This window comes from Aeromonas caviae (assembly GCF_000819785.1).
Lineage (GTDB): Bacteria > Pseudomonadota > Gammaproteobacteria > Enterobacterales > Aeromonadaceae > Aeromonas > Aeromonas caviae.
Window position 1 is genome coordinate 64,887 of the sequence record NZ_CDBK01000052.1, and the last position, 19,848, is coordinate 84,734.

The following is a 19,848-nucleotide window of genomic DNA, read 5'->3' on the forward strand; positions in this document are numbered from 1 at the left end:
TCTTATGTTGAAGTTGTTGTTATCCCTGATGTTGGCCACCCTGCTGCTGGGGACCGCCTCGGCCCAGGAGATGGGCACCGCCATGATTGCCTATGACGAGGGGAGTACCCCGCGCCTTGTCACCGCCAACCAGAACGCCGGCTCGGTCACCCTGCTTGAGCGCGATAGCGGCAAGCGACTCAAGGAGGCACAACTAGGTGGCGATCTGCGCCAGCTGGCCCGCGCCGATGACGGCACCCTGCTGGTCACCGATTACAGCGGCGATCGCCTGCTGCTCTTGGAGGATGATCTCGACCTGGAAAAGGCGATCCCCACCGGCCATAGACCTTACGGCGTCATCTTCGATCCCAAGCGGCAGTGGTTCTGGGTCACGCTGTTCGAGGGAGGGCGCCTTCAGGCTTATGACAGCACGGGCAACCTCCAGCTGGATGCAAAAACCGCCGAGACTCCCCGCGGGCTGGCACTGACCGACGACGATCGCCTGCTGCTCACCCACGCCATGACCGGCCAGCTCGCCATCTATGATCTCGCCAAACTTGAGAAGGGCGCTACCCTCCCCAAGCCCAAGCTCATCACCCTGGCGGAAACCCACAGCGATACCCCGAGCGACTCTCAGGGCTTGCCGCGCCTGCTGGACGGCATCGCCCTCTCCCCCGATGGCAGCGAAGCCTGGCTGCCCCACGTGCTCTGGAGTTTCGACCACCCCTTCCAGTTTCAGAGCACCGTCTTCCCGGCCGTCTCCATCATCGATCTCGATGAAGAGAAGGAGCGGGTCGATGAAAGAAAACAGCTCTTCTTGCAGATCAACCTGCCCAGCGTCGGCAACCGCAGCCAGATCGTCTCCAACCCGTTCGCGGCGCGCTTCGCCGCCGATGGCAAGCGGGTCTACCTGACCCTGGCGGGTTCCGAAGACTTGCTGGTGTTCGACCTGTCGCGCAGCGGCAAGCAGAACAGCAACCGCCACCGCCGCAAGAAGTTTCAGGGGGGCGCCAAGGCGACCCAGCTCTTGCGTCACCTGCCGGGCCAGAATCCGCGCGATCTGCTGATCGATGGCGACCACATCCTGGTCCACAACGTCATGGGGCAGGATCTCACCCGCCTCAATAGCGGCGGCAGCGGCCCGTTTGCCCGGGTCACCGTGGATGTGCCCCACTTCGCCAAGCTGGTAGAGACCGATCCCCGCCCCAAAGCCCTCAAGCGCGGTGAGCGGTTGTTCAACCTGGGTAATACTGCCGCCAACAGCCGCTTCCCCATGGCGGGGGACAACTGGATGAGCTGCAACTCCTGCCATCTGGACGGGTTCAACTTCACCAACCGCTATCTGATGGCGGCCCATCGCCAGCAGAGCGGTGACAACGCCATCAACGGCCACGCCAACCTCGCCAACATGGTGGCGGGGGACTTTATCGGCGAATACCTGCGCATGACCCAGCAGACCCAGGGCGGCATGGGTCATGACACCCGCGATGGGGCCGATGCGGTTGACCCCGCGAGGCCCCAGCCCGAGGTGCAGGCGATGATGGAGGATCTGCACGCTTTCGTGACCAGTGACGGCAACCTCCCCTATCTGGCCAACTGGCTGCGGCTCGATGCCCCGCGCAGGGATCCTGCCAAGGCGCCGACCACCCACCCGAAAGAGTGGCTCAACTCCGCCTCCTGCCAGAACTGCCACCAACAGGCGTTCAAGGACTGGAGCGAGAGCAACCACCGGCTGATGGGCAACTCCCACCCCTACTACAAGGTGGTGCAGGCGCTGGCCCGCGAAACCGAGGGCGAAGCCTTCGGCCAGTGGTGCCAGGGCTGTCACATGCCCCAGCAGGTGATGAACGGCCAGACTGATCTGCCCAAGGGCTCCCACATGTTCGAGCAGGGCGGAGCCTCGCTCATTGCCGCACACAAAGCAGGCGAGCCCGTGGTAGAGGAAGGCACCAGCTGCGTGCTCTGCCATCGCATCACCAAGCTCGAGGATGCAGGCGGCAACAGCGCCTTTACGGTCAATTTGAAAGACCGCGAGAGCTATGTGTTCGAGGATGCCGCCGGTGGCAGCCTCCAGCACTGGCTGGCAGAGCGGCAGATCAACGCCCGCCCCGCCATGCACAAGGCCTCCTACCAGAAGGATTTCTACCGGGACGCGGCCCTGTGCAAGTCCTGCCACAACGAGTTTGCCCCGGGCACCGGCGCCAATATCGTCAACACCTGGGACGAGTGGGAAAGCTCCAGCTTCGCCAAAGCCGAAGATCCCGCCAAACGGCGCACCTGCATCGACTGCCATATGAACCCCGAGCCGGGCAATGGCGGCGCGCCGGTGGCGGGCCAGTCCACCGAAAACGGCACCGTGAAAGAGCGGCTCTATCGCCACAACTTTACCGGTGCCCAGCACCAGCTGGTGGGGCTGCGCAATCCCGCGCTCGAGCAGGAGAGCCTGGCGCTCTTGCGCTCAAGCGCCACCCTCTCGGCCCGCATTGAAAACCAGAGTGGCCAACCCGCGCTGGTGGTGAGAGTCGCCAATACCGGCGCCGGCCACGCCCTGCCCACCGGGGTCGCCGATTTCCGTGAACTCTGGCTGGAGCTGACCGTTACCGACGCCAGCGGCAAGTTGGTGCTTGAAAGCGGCCAGCCGGTGAACGGCGCCGTCCCTGAGGATGCGCGGCTATTTAGAAAAGTGTTCGGCGATGCCGAGGGCAAGCCGGTGGGGCTCAAGTTCTGGCGCTACGCCAAGCTCCTTGAAGACACCCGCATCCCGGCCGATGGCTGGCGCGATGAAGCCTGGCCGCTGCCGGCGGATGCCCAGGGCCCCTTCAAGGCCGATATCAGACTCAATTTCCGCACCTACCCCAAGTGGGTCAATGATGCGGTGCGCGCCGCCGAGCCGAACTTGCCGGAGCCACCCATAGTGCAACTCAATCGGCTGCAACTGACCCTGCAGCCCCTCCCCCTCACGCCCGATACGGAGCCTCAATCCTGATGTTCGCAAGTTTTCTCATTACCCTGCGCGAGGGGCTGGAAGCCTTCCTGCTGGTCGGCATCTGCCTCTCCTACCTCGCCAAGCTGGGGGCGAGCCGCTACAACAAGTTCATCTATCTGGGGGTGGGGCTGGGTCTTATCGCCTCCCTCGTCGTCGCCTTCCTGTTCCAGGTGGTGGTGAGCCAGTTCGAGAGCGAGCGCTACAACCATTTGTTGATGGCGGGGATCCTGATGTTCGCCACCCTGGTGCTCACCTATATGGCTATCTGGATGCAAAAACAGGCCAAATCCCAGGTGGGGGCCATGACGGCGCGCATCGATGCCGCCATCGACGGTGGCAACCTGTTTGGTCTGGTGCTGCTCGCCTTCCTGGCGGTGATGCGCGAAGGCTTTGAAACCGTGCTCTTCTTCTCGGCCCTGGTCTACTCCGGGCAAGGGGTGGATCTGCACGAGGGGCTGATGGGCGCGCTGGCGGGGCTGCTGGTCTCTGTGGTGCTGGTGTGGGGGCTGCTGCGCTCCACCCGCAAGGTGGCGCTGGCCCCCTTCTTCCGCTGGACTGGGCTGCTTATCATCATCATCGCCGCAGGTCTGCTCTCGTCCGCCGTCAACATGTTGCAGGCAGCGGACGTCATCACTTTCTGGACCACTCCGGTCTTCAACATCAGCCACATCCTCGACGATCAGGGGGTATTCGGCACCTTCCTGCGCGCCCTGTTTGGCTACAACGCCTCACCGGCCGGCCTGCAGTTGCTGACCTGGGCCTGCTACCTCATCATCTTTGTCACCCTCTGGCATCGCAGCTATCGCCCCCAGGGGAGCGCCGCCCCGACCAGGGGCTGAGCCCGGGGATCACACTCTGTTCGGGAGCCGCGCACAGGCGCGCTCCCCCAGCTATCACGCCGTTTCGGAACACTCATGAACGACAACAACAAGAAGCACATTGCGGTGCTGGGCGCCGGCCCCGCCGGCCTGATGGCCGCCTGGCGCCTGCGCCAGGCCGGTTTTGCGGTCACCCTGTTCGAGCAGGAGCCGGTCGTGGGCGGCATGTGCGCCACCCAGACCTTCAAGGGGCGCGACGGCGAGTATCGCTTCGACTACGGCGGCCACCGCTTCATCACCAAGAACCCCGAGCTGCTCGCCTTTATCGACGAGCTGATGGGGGACGACCTGCTCCACGCCGAGCGAAAGAGCGTCATCCGCTTTGGCGGGCGTACCTATGACTACCCCTTGAACCTGCCCAACCTGCTCAAGACGGCGCCGCTGGCCCTGATGGCCGGGGCGGTGAAGGATCTGCTGCTGTTGCCCTTTGCCAGGAAACCCACCGATTTTGCCAAGGCGAGTTTTGCCGAGTGGATCCAGAGCCACTTCGGTCGCACCCTCTACCGCCAGTTCTTCGAGGGCTACACCGGCAAGTTGTGGGGCATCAACCCGGACAAGCTCTCCGCCGACTGGGCTGGCCAGCGCATCAGCCTGATCGATCTCAAAGACGTGGCGCGCCGCCTGCTGCCAAGGCGCAACGGCAGCATGTCGGTGCGCACCTATGCCCGCAAATATCGTTATCCAAAGTATGGCTTTGGCCAGATCTTCACCACCCTGGGGGAGCGGCTGGTGACAGAGGGCGTCACACTCAAGACCGGCGCCACCATCACCCGTCTCGAGCAGGCCGATGGCCGCATTGAACGGGTGTATTGGAAACAAGATGACGTGGAGCAGAGCGAGCGCTTTGATCAGGTGATCTCCACCCTGCCGCTGCCGCTCACCTGCCAGCACCTGGGCTTGCCGTGCGATCTCCACTACCGGTCGCTTCGCTTCGTCAATATGCCCCTCAAACAGGAGAACCTGTCGGACAACACCTGGCAGTACCTCTCCGACCCCCATATTCTGGCGACCCGTCTGCAGGAGCCGCGCCGCCGCAGCCCCTTTATGGCGCCTCGGGGGCAAACATCCGTGATGCTGGAGATCCCCTGCAATCCGGGGGATGCCACCTGGCAGGCACCGCTCTCTGATCTGCGCGGTCGGGTTACCGCTGATCTGGCGAGCCTCGGCGTTGATACCCAGAAGCTTGGCGATGAGACCTTCGAAGCCCGCAGCGAGTACGCCTACCCACTGATGGATCTCGGCTATCAGGCCCGCCGCAACGAAGCCATCAAGGCGCTGATGCCGATCACCAACCTCATCATGACCGGCCGTCAGGGGACATTCCGCTACATCTTCACCGACACCGCCATGGAGATGGGGATGATGGCCGCCGACATGGTGATCGACGGGGTGGACAGACGTCACGCCATCTTCAATCATCGCAACGAAAATACCGTCATTGAAACCCAGAGCGTGGCGTGAACACGATGATTGGTGTTCAACAGGCAGACAGACGCCGCAACACCTTCAATCATCGCAACGAAAATACCGTGATCGAGACCCAGAGCGTGGCCTGAGTGCCGCGCCATGGGCATAACCTCTTGGCAAATGTAAGGAGAACAGGATGACTATCCGCCCGGGTTTACTTGCCCTCACCCTGCTGCTGACCCTGAGCGGTCAGGCGCAGGCTTACTCCTACGCCGCCGCCGGCAAGGAGCCGCTGATCGATGCCCGCGAGGCACTGCTGGGCGCCGCCACTGATGGCAAGGATGCCAGTGCCACCTTGAGCGAGATTGCCGAGGAGCTGACCTATCTGGAAGAGCACCACCAGGTGGAGCTGCAAGCGCCACTGGCCGCCGCCATCAAGGCCAAAGACGCCGCCGCTACCGCCGCCCTGCTCAATCGCGCCTACAAGGCGGAGATCGAGCGCCGCCTCGAAGGGGCCAGCCAGAATCTTGGCGACTACCAGACCGCCAAGGTGCTGGTGGTCAAGAGCAAGCGCTTCCTCGATTTGATCCTCCCCTCCCTCAGTGAAGGGGAGCGCAAGGCCGCCGAACAGGCGCTGGCCAAGGTGCTGGACGCCATCGGCAACCCGGGAGTGTTCGGGGTGGGCGCCAAGCCCGCCGATGCCACTGCCTTCACCGAGGCCGAAAAAGCGCTGATGGCAGTGCTGGCACCGCTTTGATGGCTACCCGCCAATCATTGCGCCATCTCACTGTGACTAGAGGTGGGTTTCGCTGCGCTCTACCCACCCTACGCACGGCCTACCGATAAATGCACCCGGACGCCGGTTTGCCCCCTTCTCCCCTTGCGGGAGAAGGGCTGGGGATGAGGGGTAAGGTAATGGCCCGGCGTTGGCCTTCCCCCTGCTCCACCACCATTTGGCTGCTCATTCTGCTGCAACTGGCCTGGCTTGGCTGGCTGCTGACCTTCCCCGTGGCGCTTGATTCCGACGATGCCCTGAACTTCGCCCACGGGGTGGTGCGCTTCAGCGTGCTGGAGTTCTCTCCCCACTTTCCAGGCTACCCCGCCTTTATCTGGCTGGCGCGGCTGATCAATCTGGCGGTGGACGAACCGGCCCGGGCGGTGCTGTGGACAAGCCTCTTGGGGAGCTGTTTGCTGGCGCCGCTCGCCGCCTACCTCGCGGTCAGATTGTGGCAGCGGCCAAGCCTGCTGGCGCCGGTCTGGCTGCTGGTATTGGCCCTGCCGCTCACCCCGACCCTAGCGCTCTCCGGACTCTCGGACGGGCCGGCGCTGGCCGCCTGGCTGGGCGCGCTGCTGGCCTTGCTGCATCGCAAAGCGGCCCTGGCAGGTCTCTTGCTCGGCCTTATGCTGGCGCTGCGTCCCTCCTACTTCGTGTTGGCCCTGCTGCCCCTTTGGCTGGGGATGGCACAGCAGGGCGCGCGCGTCAGATTTGTGCTCCCCATCGCGCTGGTGGGGCTAGCCTGCCTGCTGTTTGTCTGGCAGGCCGATGGCCGGGCCTATTTCAGCGAGGGGCGCCGCTTTACCGACGGCCACTTTACCCTCTGGGGCAACACGGCGGCGGCCCACGGGGATCGACTGCTGAGCTGGGCCAATACCTTCAACGATCAGCTCACCCCGCTCTGGCCACTGTTGATGGGGGCCTTGCTGGTACTGCCACTCTGGAAGCGGTCAAAGGATCACAATCCAACCCCCTCCGTGCTCTGGCCTCTCTACTGGCTCGTTCTGCTGCTGTGGACCCTGTTTGGCCAGAATCCGGACAATCCCCGCCATCTTGCGCCCATCACCCTGCTCGGCCTCGTGCTGCTGGCAGGCTGGCTGCCACGCCGAGGAGTTGGGCTGGTCGCGTTGGCCGGATTGCTGCTGCTCGCGGTGACCCTCACCCCAGCCCGTCCATCCGCCATGGTGCAGGCGGCCAGGGTCGCCGAAAAAAACTGCCCGGCGCTGGTGACCCAGTGGGGAGTGAGGCTGCTTAGGGAAACCACAACCCTGCCTGTCACCGACGGCTGGTACCGGGGGGATGCCGCCCTTGCGCTCACCCAGGGGGCCTGCCGCCTCAGCCGCCGCCCCCTGGGGGCAGAGGCGCTACCAGGCCCTTATGACACCCTCTGGTTTGCCCCCCGCTTTCACGCCGAACCCGGCCTCTGGCTCGCCCTGCCCCGCTGAACCGGGCACTGGCGAGGGTATCGCACGACTCGTCTACACTCACAGCCGGGTCTGTCAGGAACCAGTGCAATGGAAAGAAACACGAGCGGAACCGGGGAGGGGATACGGGTCGCGCTGGCCCTGTTGCTGGCCTGCGCCCTGCTGATGCTGCCGCTCTGGTGGCAGGGGGGCAGCCAGGGACACGATCTGTTTCATCACCTGCTCTCCGGCCACTACTTTGCCCGCCAGCTCTGGCAGGGGGAACTCTATCCCCGCTGGCTGATGGCCATGAACGGCGGCTTCGGCAGCCCCACCTTCTTCTTCTATCCCCCGCTCCCCTACTACGTCAGCGCCCTCTTTGCCGGGCCCGGTGCCCACCCCCAGCAAGCCATCTACCCTTTGCTTGGCAGCGCCACCCTGGCCCTGCTGCTCTCCGGGGTGTTTGCCTATCTGTGGCTGCGTGCCACCACGCCCCCTGGCCGGGCCCTGGCCGCCAGCCTGCTCTATCTGGCGCTGCCCTATCATGTCGCCATGGATCTCTATGCCCGCTTCGCCCTGGCGGAGTTCTGGGCCTTCGCCTGGGCTCCCCTTATCCTGCTGGGGCAGGATCTCGCCCACCGCGGACGACCTCAGGGGTTGCCCCTGCTGATCCTGGGGCTGGCGCTGCTGGCCTTCTCCCACCTCCCCAGCCTCTTGCTCATGATGGGGCTGGTCACCTTGCGCGCCTTCTGGTTCGCCAGACGCACCCGCACTCTGACACCCTGCTGGCAAGCCCTCGGCGCCCAGGGGATGGGGCTTTGCATGGCAGCCGCCCTGCTGCTGCCCGCCCTGGCGGATCAGGGGGCCATCTCCATGGAGCTGATGCGCGGCGGCATGTTCGACTACAGGCGCAACTTTCTCGACCGCCTGCCCAGCGCCTGGGAGGACTGGCGTTTTCGCGGTCACCTGGCGTGGCAGAGCATGCTGACCCTGGTCCTGCTGCTCATCGCCTGGGCCGCCGCCCGGGAGCCGCGCCACCCCGAGCTGCTGTGCTGGGGGGCGATCGGCGTCGTCGCCTTCCTGATGATGCTGCCCCCGAGCCAGCCTCTCTGGAGCCTGCTTCCCCCCTTGCAGCGGGTGCAGTTTCCCTGGCGGCTCAACCTGGTGCTCGCCCTTGCCACGGTCGCCGTGGTGGCGCTCGGCGCCCAGCCCCATCGTCTCTGGCAGGGGCTCTGGTGGGGAGTATTTCTGCTGACCCTCCTCTCCACCCTGGCCTATGTGCGTCACGCCCCCCTCACCCAGGCCCCCGAACGGGAAGCCATGGCATTCGAGTTCGACAGCAAGCGCAGTGCCCGGGAATACAGGCCAAGGCAGGTGCCGGGGGGCATGTTCGCCCCGACTCTGCTCGCCTGGAAGGAGGAATTCCAGCCGCCCGTCAGCGCCGAACCCCCAGGCGCAAGCTGGAGCCTGACCCGCTGGCAACCCCGCGCCCTGGCGCTGGAGGTCAAGGCCCGGGTGCCGACCCGGCTGGTCCTGCACCAATACCATTACCCCGGCTGGGAGGCCCGCCTCGACGGGCACCTGGCGCTGACGGTGAGCGCCAATCGCCAGGGGTTGATGCAACTCTGGGTTCCGGCGGGCCACCACAGCCTCACCCTGACCCTGGCGGCACGCTGGCCGGAGCGCACCGGCAATGCCCTCTCCCTGCTCGGATGGCTTGCCTGGCTCTGGCTGCTCTGGCGCCACACCCGACAAAAGGGTATCGGGCAGGATGCACCTGATCGCGCCCGCCAAAACTGATAGACTCAACACCTGCCTCTTAACCCGGCCCAGCCCACGACTCGGATACCCTATGCCCCAAGCCAGCTCCCTCTCCCCCCGTTTCCTCTTCATCCTGCTCGGTGCCCTGGCGGGCCTGACTCCGCTCGCGGTGGACATGTATCTGCCCGCCATTCCCGCCATCGCCCGGGATCTGGCTACCAGCATCGACGGCGCCCAGCTCACCATCAGCGCCTTCCTGGGGGGCTTTGCCATCGGCCAGCTCTTTTACGGGCCGCTCGCCGACAGCTTCGGCAGAAAGCCGGTGATCCTGGCGGGCCTGACGATGTTTGCCGTGGCCTCCGTGGGCTGCGCCATGGCGGACTCCCTGCCTGAGCTCCTCGCCTGGCGCATGTTGCAGGCCGCAGGGGGCGCCGCGGGTTCCGTGGTGGTCAACGCCCTGCTGCGCGACCTGTTCGAGAAGGATGCGTTTTCCCGCGCCATGTCCTTCGTCATCCTGGTGATGACCCTCGCCCCCCTGGTGGCCCCCGTGGTGGGGGGGTATATCAGCGCTCACAGCGACTGGCGGGTGATCTTCTGGCTGCTGGTGGCCATCAGCCTGCTCATCTGCCTGGTGATGCAGTGGAAGATTGAGGAGACCCTCAAACCCGAGCACAAGCAGCCCCTCAAGCTCGGGCAGGTGCTTCGCAACTACTGGGGAGTGCTCTCCCACCGTGGTGCCATGGGCTATGTGCTGTGCGGCGCCCTGTCGAGCTCAGGCATGTTCGCCTTCCTGAGCGCCTCCCCCTATGTCTACATCGAGTATTTCAAGGTGCCGACCGAGCACTACGGCTGGCTTTTTGGCCTCAATATCCTGCTGATGATGGTGGTCACCTTCGCCAACAGCCGGCTGGTGAAAGGGGTGGGTGCCGAGCGCATGCTGCGATACGGCCTGACCGTGCTGCCGCTCGCCGGGGCCCTGCTCATCTACAACGCCTGGAGCCAGACTGGCGGCCTGTGGGGCATCGTCATCCCCGTCGTGCTCTTCGTCGGCCACATCAGCCTGGTGGGGGCCAACGCCATGACCGGCCTGATGGGCCACTTCCCCCAGTCCGCAGGCACCGCCTCGGCACTGGCGGGCACCCTGCGCTTTGGCCTTGGGGCCCTGGTTGGGGTGCTGGTCAACCTCAATCCCCCCGAATCGCCGCTCCCCATGGCCATCGCCATCGCCGGTTGCGGCCTGGGGTCGGCCCTCAGTTACTGGCTGCTGAGCGGCAAGCGCGTCCCCTGATGCCCTGCTATGAAAAAGCCCTGTCCATAGACAGGGCTTTTTGCATCGGGGCGCAGGCCTCAGTCATCTGCCTGCAACCCGCTACGAACCAGGATCTCGCTCTCCAGCCCATCCAGGCTTAGCTGGTTCTTCTTGCGCCAGTAGGCCTCAATCCCCTCCCGGCCCTGACGGGTCGACCAGTTGGCAAGATCCTCCCTGTCTCCCTGATAGTCAAACAGAGGCACCGACATGCCGCACGACGTCTGAACCCGTTCAATGTCCAGCAGGAAGATCTGGCGAGCCGCGACGCTTGGGGGGAACAGCGCCAGCAACGACGGCCACTGCGGATCAGTGCGGTGCAGCACCCGTGCCTGGCCATAGGCCCGCAGAATAAGCGGCGCCCCCTCGAAGGCGCAGAACATCACCGTCATGCGCGGCTGTTGCAGCACCTGGGCTGCGGACTCGTTGCCGCTGCCGGTCAGGTTGAGCCAGGCCAGGGTGTGGGCATCGAGGACGCGCAGCGAATCCCCGCCCTTGGGGGAGAGATTGACCGATCCCTTCGCGGCTGCCGTGCCGACGAAGAAGATCTTCTGCCCCTCGATAAAGGTGACATGGCGCGGCAAAAGCGCCTCGAACAGTTGTCCCATCCTGCCTCTCCCTGGTGCCTGGAACCGGGTTGCCTAAAACAGGGCGCTGTTGAGCCACAGGTGCGCCCCTATGCCGACCATATAGCCAAGCAAAATGGCAGGCAACCACTTGAGGTGCCCGACGAAGGTATACATGCCCCTGGCCTGCCCCATCAGGGCCACCCCGGCGGCGGAGCCGACCGAAAGCAGACTGCCCCCCACCCCGGTGGTCAATGTCACCAGCAGCCACTGCCCCGTGCTCATCTGCGGCTCCATGGAGAGCACGGCGAACATCACCGGAATGTTGTCGATCAGGGCGGAAAGCAGGCCGATGGCGACGTTGGCCAGGGTCGGATCGCCACCGTCATAGAGGAAATGGGAGGCAAGCGCCAGATACCCCATAAACCCGAGGCCGCCGACGCACATCACCACCCCGTAGAAGAAGAGCAGGGTGTCCCACTCCGCCTTGGCAATCTTGTTGAACACATCGAACGGCACCACCGAGCCCAGACGCAGCAGCCTGGCCTCGTCCCCGGTGCGCTCATACAGCACCCGTGCCCGGGCCAGGGTGACGGGCTGGGTCTTTCGCAGATAGAAACTGAAAAATTGCAGGTAGCCCAGCCCCATCATCATGCCGAGCACGGGGGGCAGCCCCAGGAAGTGATGGCAGGCGACGGCGGTCACTATGGTGAGCACAAAGAGCAACACGATGACAACGGCGCCGCGCCTTGGCACCACCATCTCGCCCGGCATGGCGGGCACCAGACGGGGCACCATCAGGCTCATCAGGGTAGCCGGCACCAGGAAGTTGAGCAGGGCGGGGATGAAGAGCAGCAAGAACTGCTGGAACGGCACCTTGCCCGCCTGCCACACCATCAGGGTGGTGATGTCGCCAAAGGGGCTGAAGGCGCCGCCCGCATTGGCTGCCACGACGATGTTGATGCAGGCCAGGTTGATGAAGCGGCGCTCCCCGTTGGCCACGTTGAGGACCACTGAGCACATCAGCAGCGCCGTGGTGAGGTTGTCCACCACGGGGGAGATGAAAAAGGCGAGAAAACCGGTGAGCCAGAAGAGCGTGCGCAGGCTGAAGCCCGCCTGCACCAGACGTACCCGCAGCACGGCGAACAGCAGCCTGTCCTCCATGGCGTTCACATAGGTCATGGCCACCAGCAAGAAGAGCATCAGCTCGGCATACTCCAGCAGGTTGTGCCGAAAACCGGCCTGAACCAGCTCGCTGTGCCCCTGCCCCGTATAGACCAGGCCGATGGCTATCCAGATGATGCCGGCGGCCACCAGCACCGGCTTGGATTTTCGCAGCTTCAGGTACTCCTCGGCCATCACCAGGGCGTAAGCCAGGGCGAAGATGGCGAGGGCGAAGAGCCCGACCCCGCTGTGGGTCAGATCGAGGGGGCCGTTGCCCGCAGCGGCGGGGGCACTGAGCAGGGCCGCCCCGGGCACGAGGCGAAGGAGTCCAGACATGGCGGCATCTCCTGGCAGGCGTCTGGCATTGAGGCTAGCAGCGCAAAGGGAAGCCGCCTCTTTGTCATCCTGATGAGCGGCCCGCCGCGGGCTCTCAGGCAAACATGAGCGAGGCCCGTTGCCGGGCCCCGTCATCAGGAGGTCTTCTTGCCAAAACCCGATTGCTTGAGGGTGTAGCCTGCGCTGTTTTGCCAGGCATCCAGCCCGCTTCGGTTGTTGCCCGCCACCAGGCTCGCGGCCAGGCTCGGGCTGTTGAAGAGCTGATCGGCGGTAAAGATGAAGCCCCCTTCGGGGTGGGGAACGAGCACCCCCTTGCCCAGCAGCTCCTGGCGCAGCTCGATCACCGCCTCGCGCAGGGAGGCCGCATCCTCGCCGTTGGCGGTGGAGCCCGCCTGGACCATGAAACCGGGGTTTTGCCGCTTGCCCACCGGATAACCATGGGCCTCTGCCCCCTTGCCGTTGAAGTGGTAGAGCTCGCGCTCCCCCGGCTTGTTGTCGGAGAGGGCCTTTTGCAGGGTCATCAGCTCGTTGTAGATATCGATGGGGACCACGGCAGCCTGCTTGACGCCCTTGCTGTCGACGATAAAACTGACTTGCTTGTGTAACATCCTTGCTCATCCTGTGACCCATGGAAGGCCCTATTCTAACCACCTCAGGCGAGCGGGATCCAGCGAGGATCCCCATCCCTTTTGCAGGCGCGATCACTAACTGGCATAGTGACGGACATTGTGAAAGCCATTGACCATCAAACGGTTATCCCATGCTTAGCCTGCGCAACCTCAGTAAACGCTTCGCCAACGGCGGCGAGACGCTCCCCCTGTTTGAGGGGCTGGATCTCGCCCTCACCCCGGGGGAAACCTGCCTGCTGCTGGGGCAAAGCGGCTGTGGCAAGTCCACCCTGCTCAACCTCATCGCCGGTCTCATCGCCCCGGACGAGGGGGAGATCTGGCTGGAAGAGACCCGCCTCGACACCCTGCCGGCAGACGAGCGGGCCCGCCTGCGTGGCCGCCATTTCGGCATCGTCTATCAGGATTTCAACCTGCTGCCGACCCTGACCGTGGCCGAGAACCTCGCCCTGCCCCTTCAGATAAACAACCTGCCCCAGGACGATGGGCGCCTCGATGCCCTGCTCGCGCGCCTTGGCATGAGCCACAAGCGCCACGCCTGGCCGGAGCAGCTCTCCGGCGGCCAGCGCCAGCGGGTGGCGCTGGCCCGTGCCCTCATTCATCAGCCCCGTTGGCTGCTCGCCGACGAACCCACCGGGAGTCTCGACGAGCACAACGCCGAGCAGGTGATGGCCCTGATGATGGGCGCGGTGCGCGATACCGGCGCCGGTCTCTTGCTGGTGAGCCACAACCCGGGCTATGGCGACCTGGCGGATCGGGTGCTGCGCCTTGAAGGGGGGCAGCTGGTCGAGCTCAAGGGGCGCCGCCATGGCTGACGTCTGCCGGGGGGCCTGCTGATGTTGCCGCTCAAGGCACTGCTGCGCCTTTATCGCTCTCACCCCTGGTTGCTTTTGATGAGCCTGGCCGGGCTCACCCTCGGGGTCACCCTGGTGGTGGCCATCGAGCTCTTGAACCACAGCGCCCGCACCAACTTCGTCGCCGCCCGCAGCCAGCTCGCCGGGGAGGCCAACTACCGCCTGGCCCCCCAGGGTGGCCTGGATGAGCAAGTCTACGTGAGGCTGGTGCGAAGCCAGTCGAACCTTGACGCCATGCCAGAGCTTCACGCCTGGCTCAAGGACGAGCAGGGGCGCAGCTTCCAGTTGCTGGGGATGGATCTCTTCAACCCCGGCCCCCTGCGCCGCCTCTTTGGCGATGCGCCATACAGCCAACCCGATGTCTCGTTGAATCGCGCCGACAGCGTCTGGCTGGCCGCCCCCGAGGCGAGGCGCCTTGACTGGCAACCGGGCCAGTCGCGAACCTTTGTGCTGGGGGATGAGGGGCAACGCCCCCTGACCCTGACCCTGGCGGGCACCTTCGAGCCCGGCGCCGTGCCCATGGAGCGGCTGCTGGTGACCGACATCGGCCTCGCCCAGCCCCTGCTTGGCAAGGAAGGCAGACTGGATCGCATCGTCTTCAAGCTAAGCGACGCAGAGGCCAATACCTTGCAAAGAGCCTTGCAGGCGGCCCTGCAATCCTATGCCCCCCATCAGCCCCTCTGGCTTGAGCCCATCAGCCCGGCCCTCGATGCCAGCCAGCTCGGGGATGCGCTGGCGCTGAACCTCACCGCCCTCTCCCTGCTCGCCATGGCGGTGGGATTGTTTTTGGTGTTCAACGCCCAGCGCTTCGTGCAGAGCGTGCGCCGCCCCCTGCTCGCCCAGCTCATCATCCTCGGGATGCCGCCGCGCCGGGTGCTGCGCTGGCTGACCCTGGAGCTCCTGATCCTCGCCACCCTCGGCACTATGCTCGGGCTGTTGCTCGGCAGCCTGTTGGCCCTCGCCCTGATGGGGCAGCTCACCCAGGCGCTGGCCGATCTCTATGGCCCCAACCCCATCGACCTGCTGCGCCTCTCCCCCGCCAGCCTTGGCAAGGCGCTGGTGATTGGCCTTCTGGGGATGCTTGCCGCCAACCTGCCCGGCTGGTGGCAACTGCTGCGCCAATCCCCCCTTGCGCTGCGAGAGGGCAACAGTCGCCCACCGGCTCACCCCTGGCAACGCCGGGGGCTTGCCATCGCCATTCTGCTGCTGTGCACCCTGTGTCTGTGGCAACCCGCCACTGGCCTTGGCGGCGCCCTCTTCGTGGCCGGGGGCTGGCTGCTCGCCATGGCCCTCCTGCTGCCCGATGCCCTTCGCTCCTTGCTGGGGCGACTGCGTGCACGCGGCCCCCTCACCGCCCGGCTCGGGGTGGCAGAAACCCTCCATCACCTGGATCGCACCGCCATCGCGGTGATGGCGCTACAACTGGCCATCGCCGCGGCCATCGGCATCGGGGTCATGGTGTCGAGCTTTCGCTCGAGCGTGGAGATCTGGCTCGGCCAGCGCCTGGCCGCCGATCTCTACGTCACCGCCCCCAAGGGGGTGGCCGGCAGCAGGGGCGCCCTCGGCGAGCAGACCCTCGACACCATCCTCGCCCAGCCAGATGTGCACGCCGCCTCGCGCCGCTCGGTGCACCCGGCCCGCTGGCAGGGGCAGCCCATCGAGTGGGCGCAGATGGACTTTATCCCCGAGCTCAAAGCCGCCTATCCCCTGCTGGCCGGGCGCTGGCCCGCCGCTCCCGACGAGGTGCTGGCGAGCGAACCGCTGACGGTACGCCTCGGGGTCAGGGTGGGCCAGCGCCTCGAGGTAACCAGCGAGGGGGGGCCGAGGGCTTTCACCGTCACCGGCGTCTATCAGGATTACGGCAGCGACAAGGGGCAGATACTGCACGCCTTCGAAGGGGGCAAGGTGCAATCCCTTGCCCTCTTCAGCCCGGATCCCGAGCGCCTTGGCGACAGGCTCAGGAGCCAGTTTGGCGAGCAGGTGAACCTGTTGCCCGCCCCCGCCATCCACGCCGCGGCGCTGAAGGTGTTCGATCAGACCTTCGTGGTGACCGAACTATTGAAGTTGCTGATCCTGGGGATCGCCTTCGTCGGCATCGGCTCGGCCTTTATGGTGCTGGGGCTGGCCCGGCGCGGCGAGTTGCAGACCCTGCAAAGCCTTGGCCTGAGCCCGCGCCACTGCCGCCAGCTGCTGGTGTGGCAAGGGGCGGGCCTCGGGCTGCTCACCGCGCTCCTGGCACTGCCGGTGGGCTATGGCCTCGCCTGGGTGCTGATTGAGGTGGTCAACCCCCGCGCCTTCGGCTGGCGGCTGGCCTTCGAGGCCGCCCCCTTGCACGCCGTCACGGCGCTCCTGCTCGCCCCCGTCTGTGGCGCGCTCGCCTCCTGGTACGCCGCAAGGAGAGTGGTATGAAATATTGGTTAGCGCACTGGCTCAGCCATGGCTTGACATTCCCATTGACTACATATCTGCCACCGCCCTTGATTCAGCGCAGAGAAGCGCACAGAGCTGCCGCGAACCATCCCCTCTCCCTTCGGGAGAGGGCCAGGGTGAGGGGAATCTTGTCCTCTTTACGGTCCCTGTGGCTTGCAGCCCTCTTGATCCCGCTTATTGCCATAAGCGGCCACGCGCAGGCCAGCGATCTGGGGAGCATCCTGGGTGGCGGTAGCAATCACTTCAAAAAGGCTCTGCCGGGCCAGTCCATCAACCTGCCCACGGATCACGCTGCCCACCCCGACTACCGCTCCGAGTGGTGGTATATCACCGGCAACCTGAAAGACGAGCAAGGGCGCGGCTACGGCATGCAGTGGACCCTGTTTCGCCAAGGCATCGAGCAGGGGATCACCTCGGAGAACCCCTGGCTCACCCCTCAACTCTGGTTGGCCCAGTTCGCCATCACGGATGTGAGCAAAGGCAGCCACCAGCAGGACGAGCGCACCAGCCGCCAGGGGCCGGGGCTCGCCGGTGCCAGCGGCGGTAAGTATTGGCTGAAAGAGTGGGTCTTGGCCTCTCAAGGAGAAGCGCTCTTTCCCGCCACCCTCAAGGTGCAGAGCAAGGCGGGGGATCTTGATGTGAAGGTGAGCGCCGCCAAGCCCGCAGTACTACAAGGCAAAGCGGGTTACAGCGAGAAGAGCCCGGGCAACGCCTCCTTCTACTACTCCTACCCGCGCCTGACCATCAGCGGCACTTTGACCCTGGATGGGGAGACCCGCCACGTCAGCGGTGAGGGGTGGTTTGATCACGAGTGGAGCAGCTCGGTATTGGCCGAGTGGCAATCGGGCTGGGACTGGTTTTCGCTGCAGTTTGACGATGGCCGCGAGCTGATGCTGTTTCGCCTGCGCACCAAGGCAGGGCGCACCGAGCCGGAAAACCGCTACGGCATCCTGATCGAACGGGACGGCAGCAGCCGGGTGCTGGATCCTGCGCAGATCCGTCTCACCCCCGGCAAGACCTGGCGCGGCCCCAAGGGGCAAGCCTACCCCATCGAGTGGCAGCTGGAAGCCGCCGAGTTGAACCTGACGATCCGTGCCCGCCAAGCCAATCAGGCCATGACGGGACGCTTCGACTACTGGGAAGGGGCGGTGTCCGTCTCGGGGGATGCAAAAGGTGTTGGCTATCTGGAGATGACGGGGTATTGAACCCAAGGCCTGCCTCATTTCTCGCTGCGTCTCTTTGTGTGTTGCGGGGCGAAGTCTACGCCCCATTACCATCTCTACGGTTTGGTTCTGAGGCAACTTCCCAATAACAGCCAGCACCCAATATCCTGCCCTATCCAATTTCTGATCCCCATCAAAAATACTCACCAACCCACACCCAAAGTAAAACATTTTGCTCAACATATGCTGCTGTACTTGGTACCCTGTTTATGCGTCCCTCATAGCCCTAAAGGCAGCCAGGGAGCGACTACGGTTCGTACATCCTCAATCAGTTAACCACAGCACAATGGAGGCTATATTCCGTGCGGTAGTCGTGTGATTTAGTGAGTAATGAAATATAACTGGATACCAGTAAACACCATTGCTTTATAGTTAGGCAGGGTTTATAAAATCGAGATTGAGTGTGTTATACGACATGACAATCTCAGTGAGATCCTCCTCTATGTAGAAAGCACCTAGGGATACAAGAATAAAAAATCATTTTGTTTGTCAATCCCTTGTTCATTAACACAGTCAATTCAACATTTGATACCCAAGGAAGAAAATGAAAGGGAAAGTTACTCAATGGAATGATGGCAAGGGCTTTGGTTTTATTACGCCAGAGGATGGTTCAGAAAAAATATTCTTCCATATCTCTGCTGTGAACCCTAATGACAGAAGGCCACAGATTAATGACGAGGTGTTGTTTGAGACTGACACCGATAGTCAGCGACGGGTGAGAGCGACAGAAGTTTACTATGAAGGTTGGACTCTTCGTCCTATCAAACAACCTTCCAAACAAAGCTCTCGTTCTAAGGGAGGGCCAAGTGATAAAAAAATCATACTTGAACCTGTCAGAAAAACACCTCTGGATTATGTTTTTTTAATCTTGGCTATAGTTTTGATAACTTTTACTGGCTTTAAATATTATAAAGAAAAAGACCTTGCGATATCACTTCCTATTGCATTGTTTGCAATGATATTACTTGCTCTCTTCAGTCGTCCCAAAAAACCTTCAAAAAAATTCTTTACCTGTTCTCGTTGTCGCTGCAATGCCCCGTTTGACAATCGCACCATTCGCGCTTGGAATACGGGAACAATGAAACTCTATTGCTCAAATTGCCATACTGAATGGTTGAGTAACCGAGAAACAACAAATAATGATTTCCACTCATCATCAAACCGGGGTAGCGGCTGCCTTGGTGTTCTAGTAATGATGATCGTTATTCCAGTAGGGTTAGTGTCTATCGCATCTTGGCTGAGTTGAACATTACTTAATGGGAACTTGTCGTGAAGCAGTTAATGGCCAGATAAAATCCCGTCTCTTGCACCTACTTCTTTATCTCACCACTTGATCAACCAGATGAGGATACTGTGATAGGGAATACTGTTACCACCTCATTTCGCAGGTGCGGCCGTATTCCATGGCTACAAGCACGGCAATGGGGAACTCAGACGTCATTAATCCCTCATCTTCTGTTTGTGCCAAAAAGTGAAAGTACAGGTGAACACTCCGGCATGGCCTTACAACCCTCTTTCACTCTCTGCCTTGATGGCGCCCAGTATCCGGCGCCGGATCAGGCCGCTGACGGGGCGGATCAGATACCAGTAAGGTGCGAATTTGAGGCGGCAGGCCAGATCCGGGCAGAACACCCTTGTCTGGGTGATCAACCGGGTGGTGCCGTTTGGCTGGCGGCTGGCCGAAAACCCCAGGGCGAGCTTGGCGACGCCTGGCGCCGCAAAGTCCAGATACGCCTGACTGTCCGCCATGGTCACCAGACCAAAGTCCGGCCGCCAGAACCGGCCGACAAGGCCGTAGAGCAGCGTGTTGTCGTCCTGGCTGTCGAGCGGCACGAATCTGTCCAAGCCAAAGGGAGGCGGGCTGGCGCTCTGTTGGCGGCCAAGAAGATGCCCAAGGCGCATCGGCACTTCCCGCAAGCCGATCAGGTGGCGAAAGGCCGGATCCGCTTCCGGTCGATAGTTGGCCGCCGCCTGGATGACGGTGTGCGGGTCGGCGGCAATATCGCGAGCGTGCTCTTCACAGAAGTGATAGGCAGGCAGATAGTGGTTTAGCGGCGTCATCAATCCTTCCTTGCCATCGTTCGTATCAGCATCGGCCCCTTTCATAGCACGTAGCACCAGACAAGTCCCGTTTTTAAGCCACCTTGTTCACCC

General features: G+C 63.3%; 15 protein-coding genes. 11 read left to right on the forward strand and 4 right to left on the reverse strand.

Annotated elements, in window-relative coordinates:
* The first annotated feature begins 4 nt into the window (after positions 1 to 4).
* The 7 genes from BN1120_RS09045 (at position 5) to BN1120_RS09075 (ending at position 10,477) form a co-directional block, all read left to right on the forward strand.
* On the forward strand, positions 5 to 2,965 hold the full coding sequence (locus BN1120_RS09045; protein ID WP_042015732.1) for a YncE family protein: 2,961 nt from the start codon (positions 5 to 7) through the stop codon (positions 2,963 to 2,965).
* Positions 2,965 to 3,804: an FTR1 family iron permease gene (locus tag BN1120_RS09050; protein ID WP_042015733.1), complete on the forward strand. Its 840-nt coding sequence runs from the start codon at positions 2,965 to 2,967 to the stop codon at positions 3,802 to 3,804. The genes BN1120_RS09045 and BN1120_RS09050 overlap by 1 nt, the downstream gene beginning before the upstream one ends.
* A gap of 75 nt (positions 3,805 to 3,879) precedes the next feature.
* Positions 3,880 to 5,304 (forward strand): FAD-dependent oxidoreductase, encoded by a 1,425-nt coding sequence (locus BN1120_RS09055; protein WP_042015734.1) that lies wholly within the window; start codon positions 3,880 to 3,882, stop codon positions 5,302 to 5,304.
* A gap of 142 nt (positions 5,305 to 5,446) precedes the next feature.
* Positions 5,447 to 6,007 carry a hypothetical protein gene (locus BN1120_RS09060; RefSeq protein WP_042015735.1) on the forward strand — a complete coding sequence of 187 codons (561 nt, stop codon included), beginning with the start codon at positions 5,447 to 5,449 and terminating at the stop codon, positions 6,005 to 6,007.
* Positions 6,008 to 6,207: 200 nt separating this feature from the next.
* Positions 6,208 to 7,470, forward strand: coding sequence for a hypothetical protein (locus BN1120_RS09065; protein WP_042015758.1), 1,263 nt, complete (start codon positions 6,208 to 6,210; stop codon positions 7,468 to 7,470).
* A 69-nt stretch (positions 7,471 to 7,539) separates the two neighbouring features.
* Positions 7,540 to 9,228, forward strand: coding sequence for a hypothetical protein (locus tag BN1120_RS09070; RefSeq protein ID WP_042015736.1), 1,689 nt, complete (start codon positions 7,540 to 7,542; stop codon positions 9,226 to 9,228).
* A gap of 52 nt (positions 9,229 to 9,280) precedes the next feature.
* Entirely contained in the window at positions 9,281 to 10,477 is a 1,197-nt protein-coding gene (locus BN1120_RS09075) for a Bcr/CflA family multidrug efflux MFS transporter (protein ID WP_042015737.1), read from the forward strand.
* Positions 10,478 to 10,536: 59 nt separating this feature from the next.
* Here BN1120_RS09075 and BN1120_RS09080 read toward each other — a convergent pair whose 3' ends face one another.
* The 3 genes from BN1120_RS09080 to BN1120_RS09090 form a co-directional block, all read right to left on the reverse strand.
* Entirely contained in the window at positions 10,537 to 11,103 is a 567-nt protein-coding gene (locus BN1120_RS09080; protein WP_042015738.1) for a pyridoxamine 5'-phosphate oxidase family protein, read from the reverse strand.
* Positions 11,104 to 11,136: 33 nt separating this feature from the next.
* Entirely contained in the window at positions 11,137 to 12,561 is a 1,425-nt protein-coding gene (gene nhaD / locus BN1120_RS09085; protein ID WP_042015740.1) for a sodium:proton antiporter NhaD, read from the reverse strand.
* Between the two features lie 134 nt (positions 12,562 to 12,695).
* Positions 12,696 to 13,169, reverse strand: coding sequence for a DUF4357 domain-containing protein (locus BN1120_RS09090; protein ID WP_010674381.1), 474 nt, complete (start codon positions 13,167 to 13,169; stop codon positions 12,696 to 12,698).
* A gap of 152 nt (positions 13,170 to 13,321) precedes the next feature.
* On the opposite strand from BN1120_RS09090, the gene BN1120_RS09095 reads away from it, so the two are divergent.
* The 4 genes from BN1120_RS09095 (at position 13,322) to BN1120_RS20720 (ending at position 18,940) form a co-directional block, all read left to right on the forward strand.
* Positions 13,322 to 14,002 (forward strand): ABC transporter ATP-binding protein, encoded by a 681-nt coding sequence (locus tag BN1120_RS09095; RefSeq protein ID WP_042015741.1) that lies wholly within the window; start codon positions 13,322 to 13,324, stop codon positions 14,000 to 14,002.
* A 21-nt stretch (positions 14,003 to 14,023) separates the two neighbouring features.
* A complete protein-coding gene (locus tag BN1120_RS09100) occupies positions 14,024 to 16,450 on the forward strand; it encodes an FtsX-like permease family protein (RefSeq protein ID WP_042015742.1) in 2,427 nt (808 codons plus the stop codon).
* 185 nt (positions 16,451 to 16,635) lie between these two features.
* Positions 16,636 to 17,676, forward strand: a complete 1,041-nt coding sequence (locus BN1120_RS09105; protein ID WP_042015743.1) for a lipocalin-like domain-containing protein — start codon at positions 16,636 to 16,638, stop codon at positions 17,674 to 17,676.
* 562 nt (positions 17,677 to 18,238) lie between these two features.
* Positions 18,239 to 18,940, forward strand: a complete 702-nt coding sequence (locus BN1120_RS20720; protein WP_080767960.1) for a cold shock domain-containing protein — start codon at positions 18,239 to 18,241, stop codon at positions 18,938 to 18,940.
* A gap of 257 nt (positions 18,941 to 19,197) precedes the next feature.
* On the opposite strand, the gene BN1120_RS09110 is transcribed toward BN1120_RS20720, so the two are convergent.
* Entirely contained in the window at positions 19,198 to 19,755 is a 558-nt protein-coding gene (locus tag BN1120_RS09110) for a hypothetical protein (RefSeq protein ID WP_042015744.1), read from the reverse strand.
* Positions 19,756 to 19,848 lie beyond the last annotated feature (93 nt).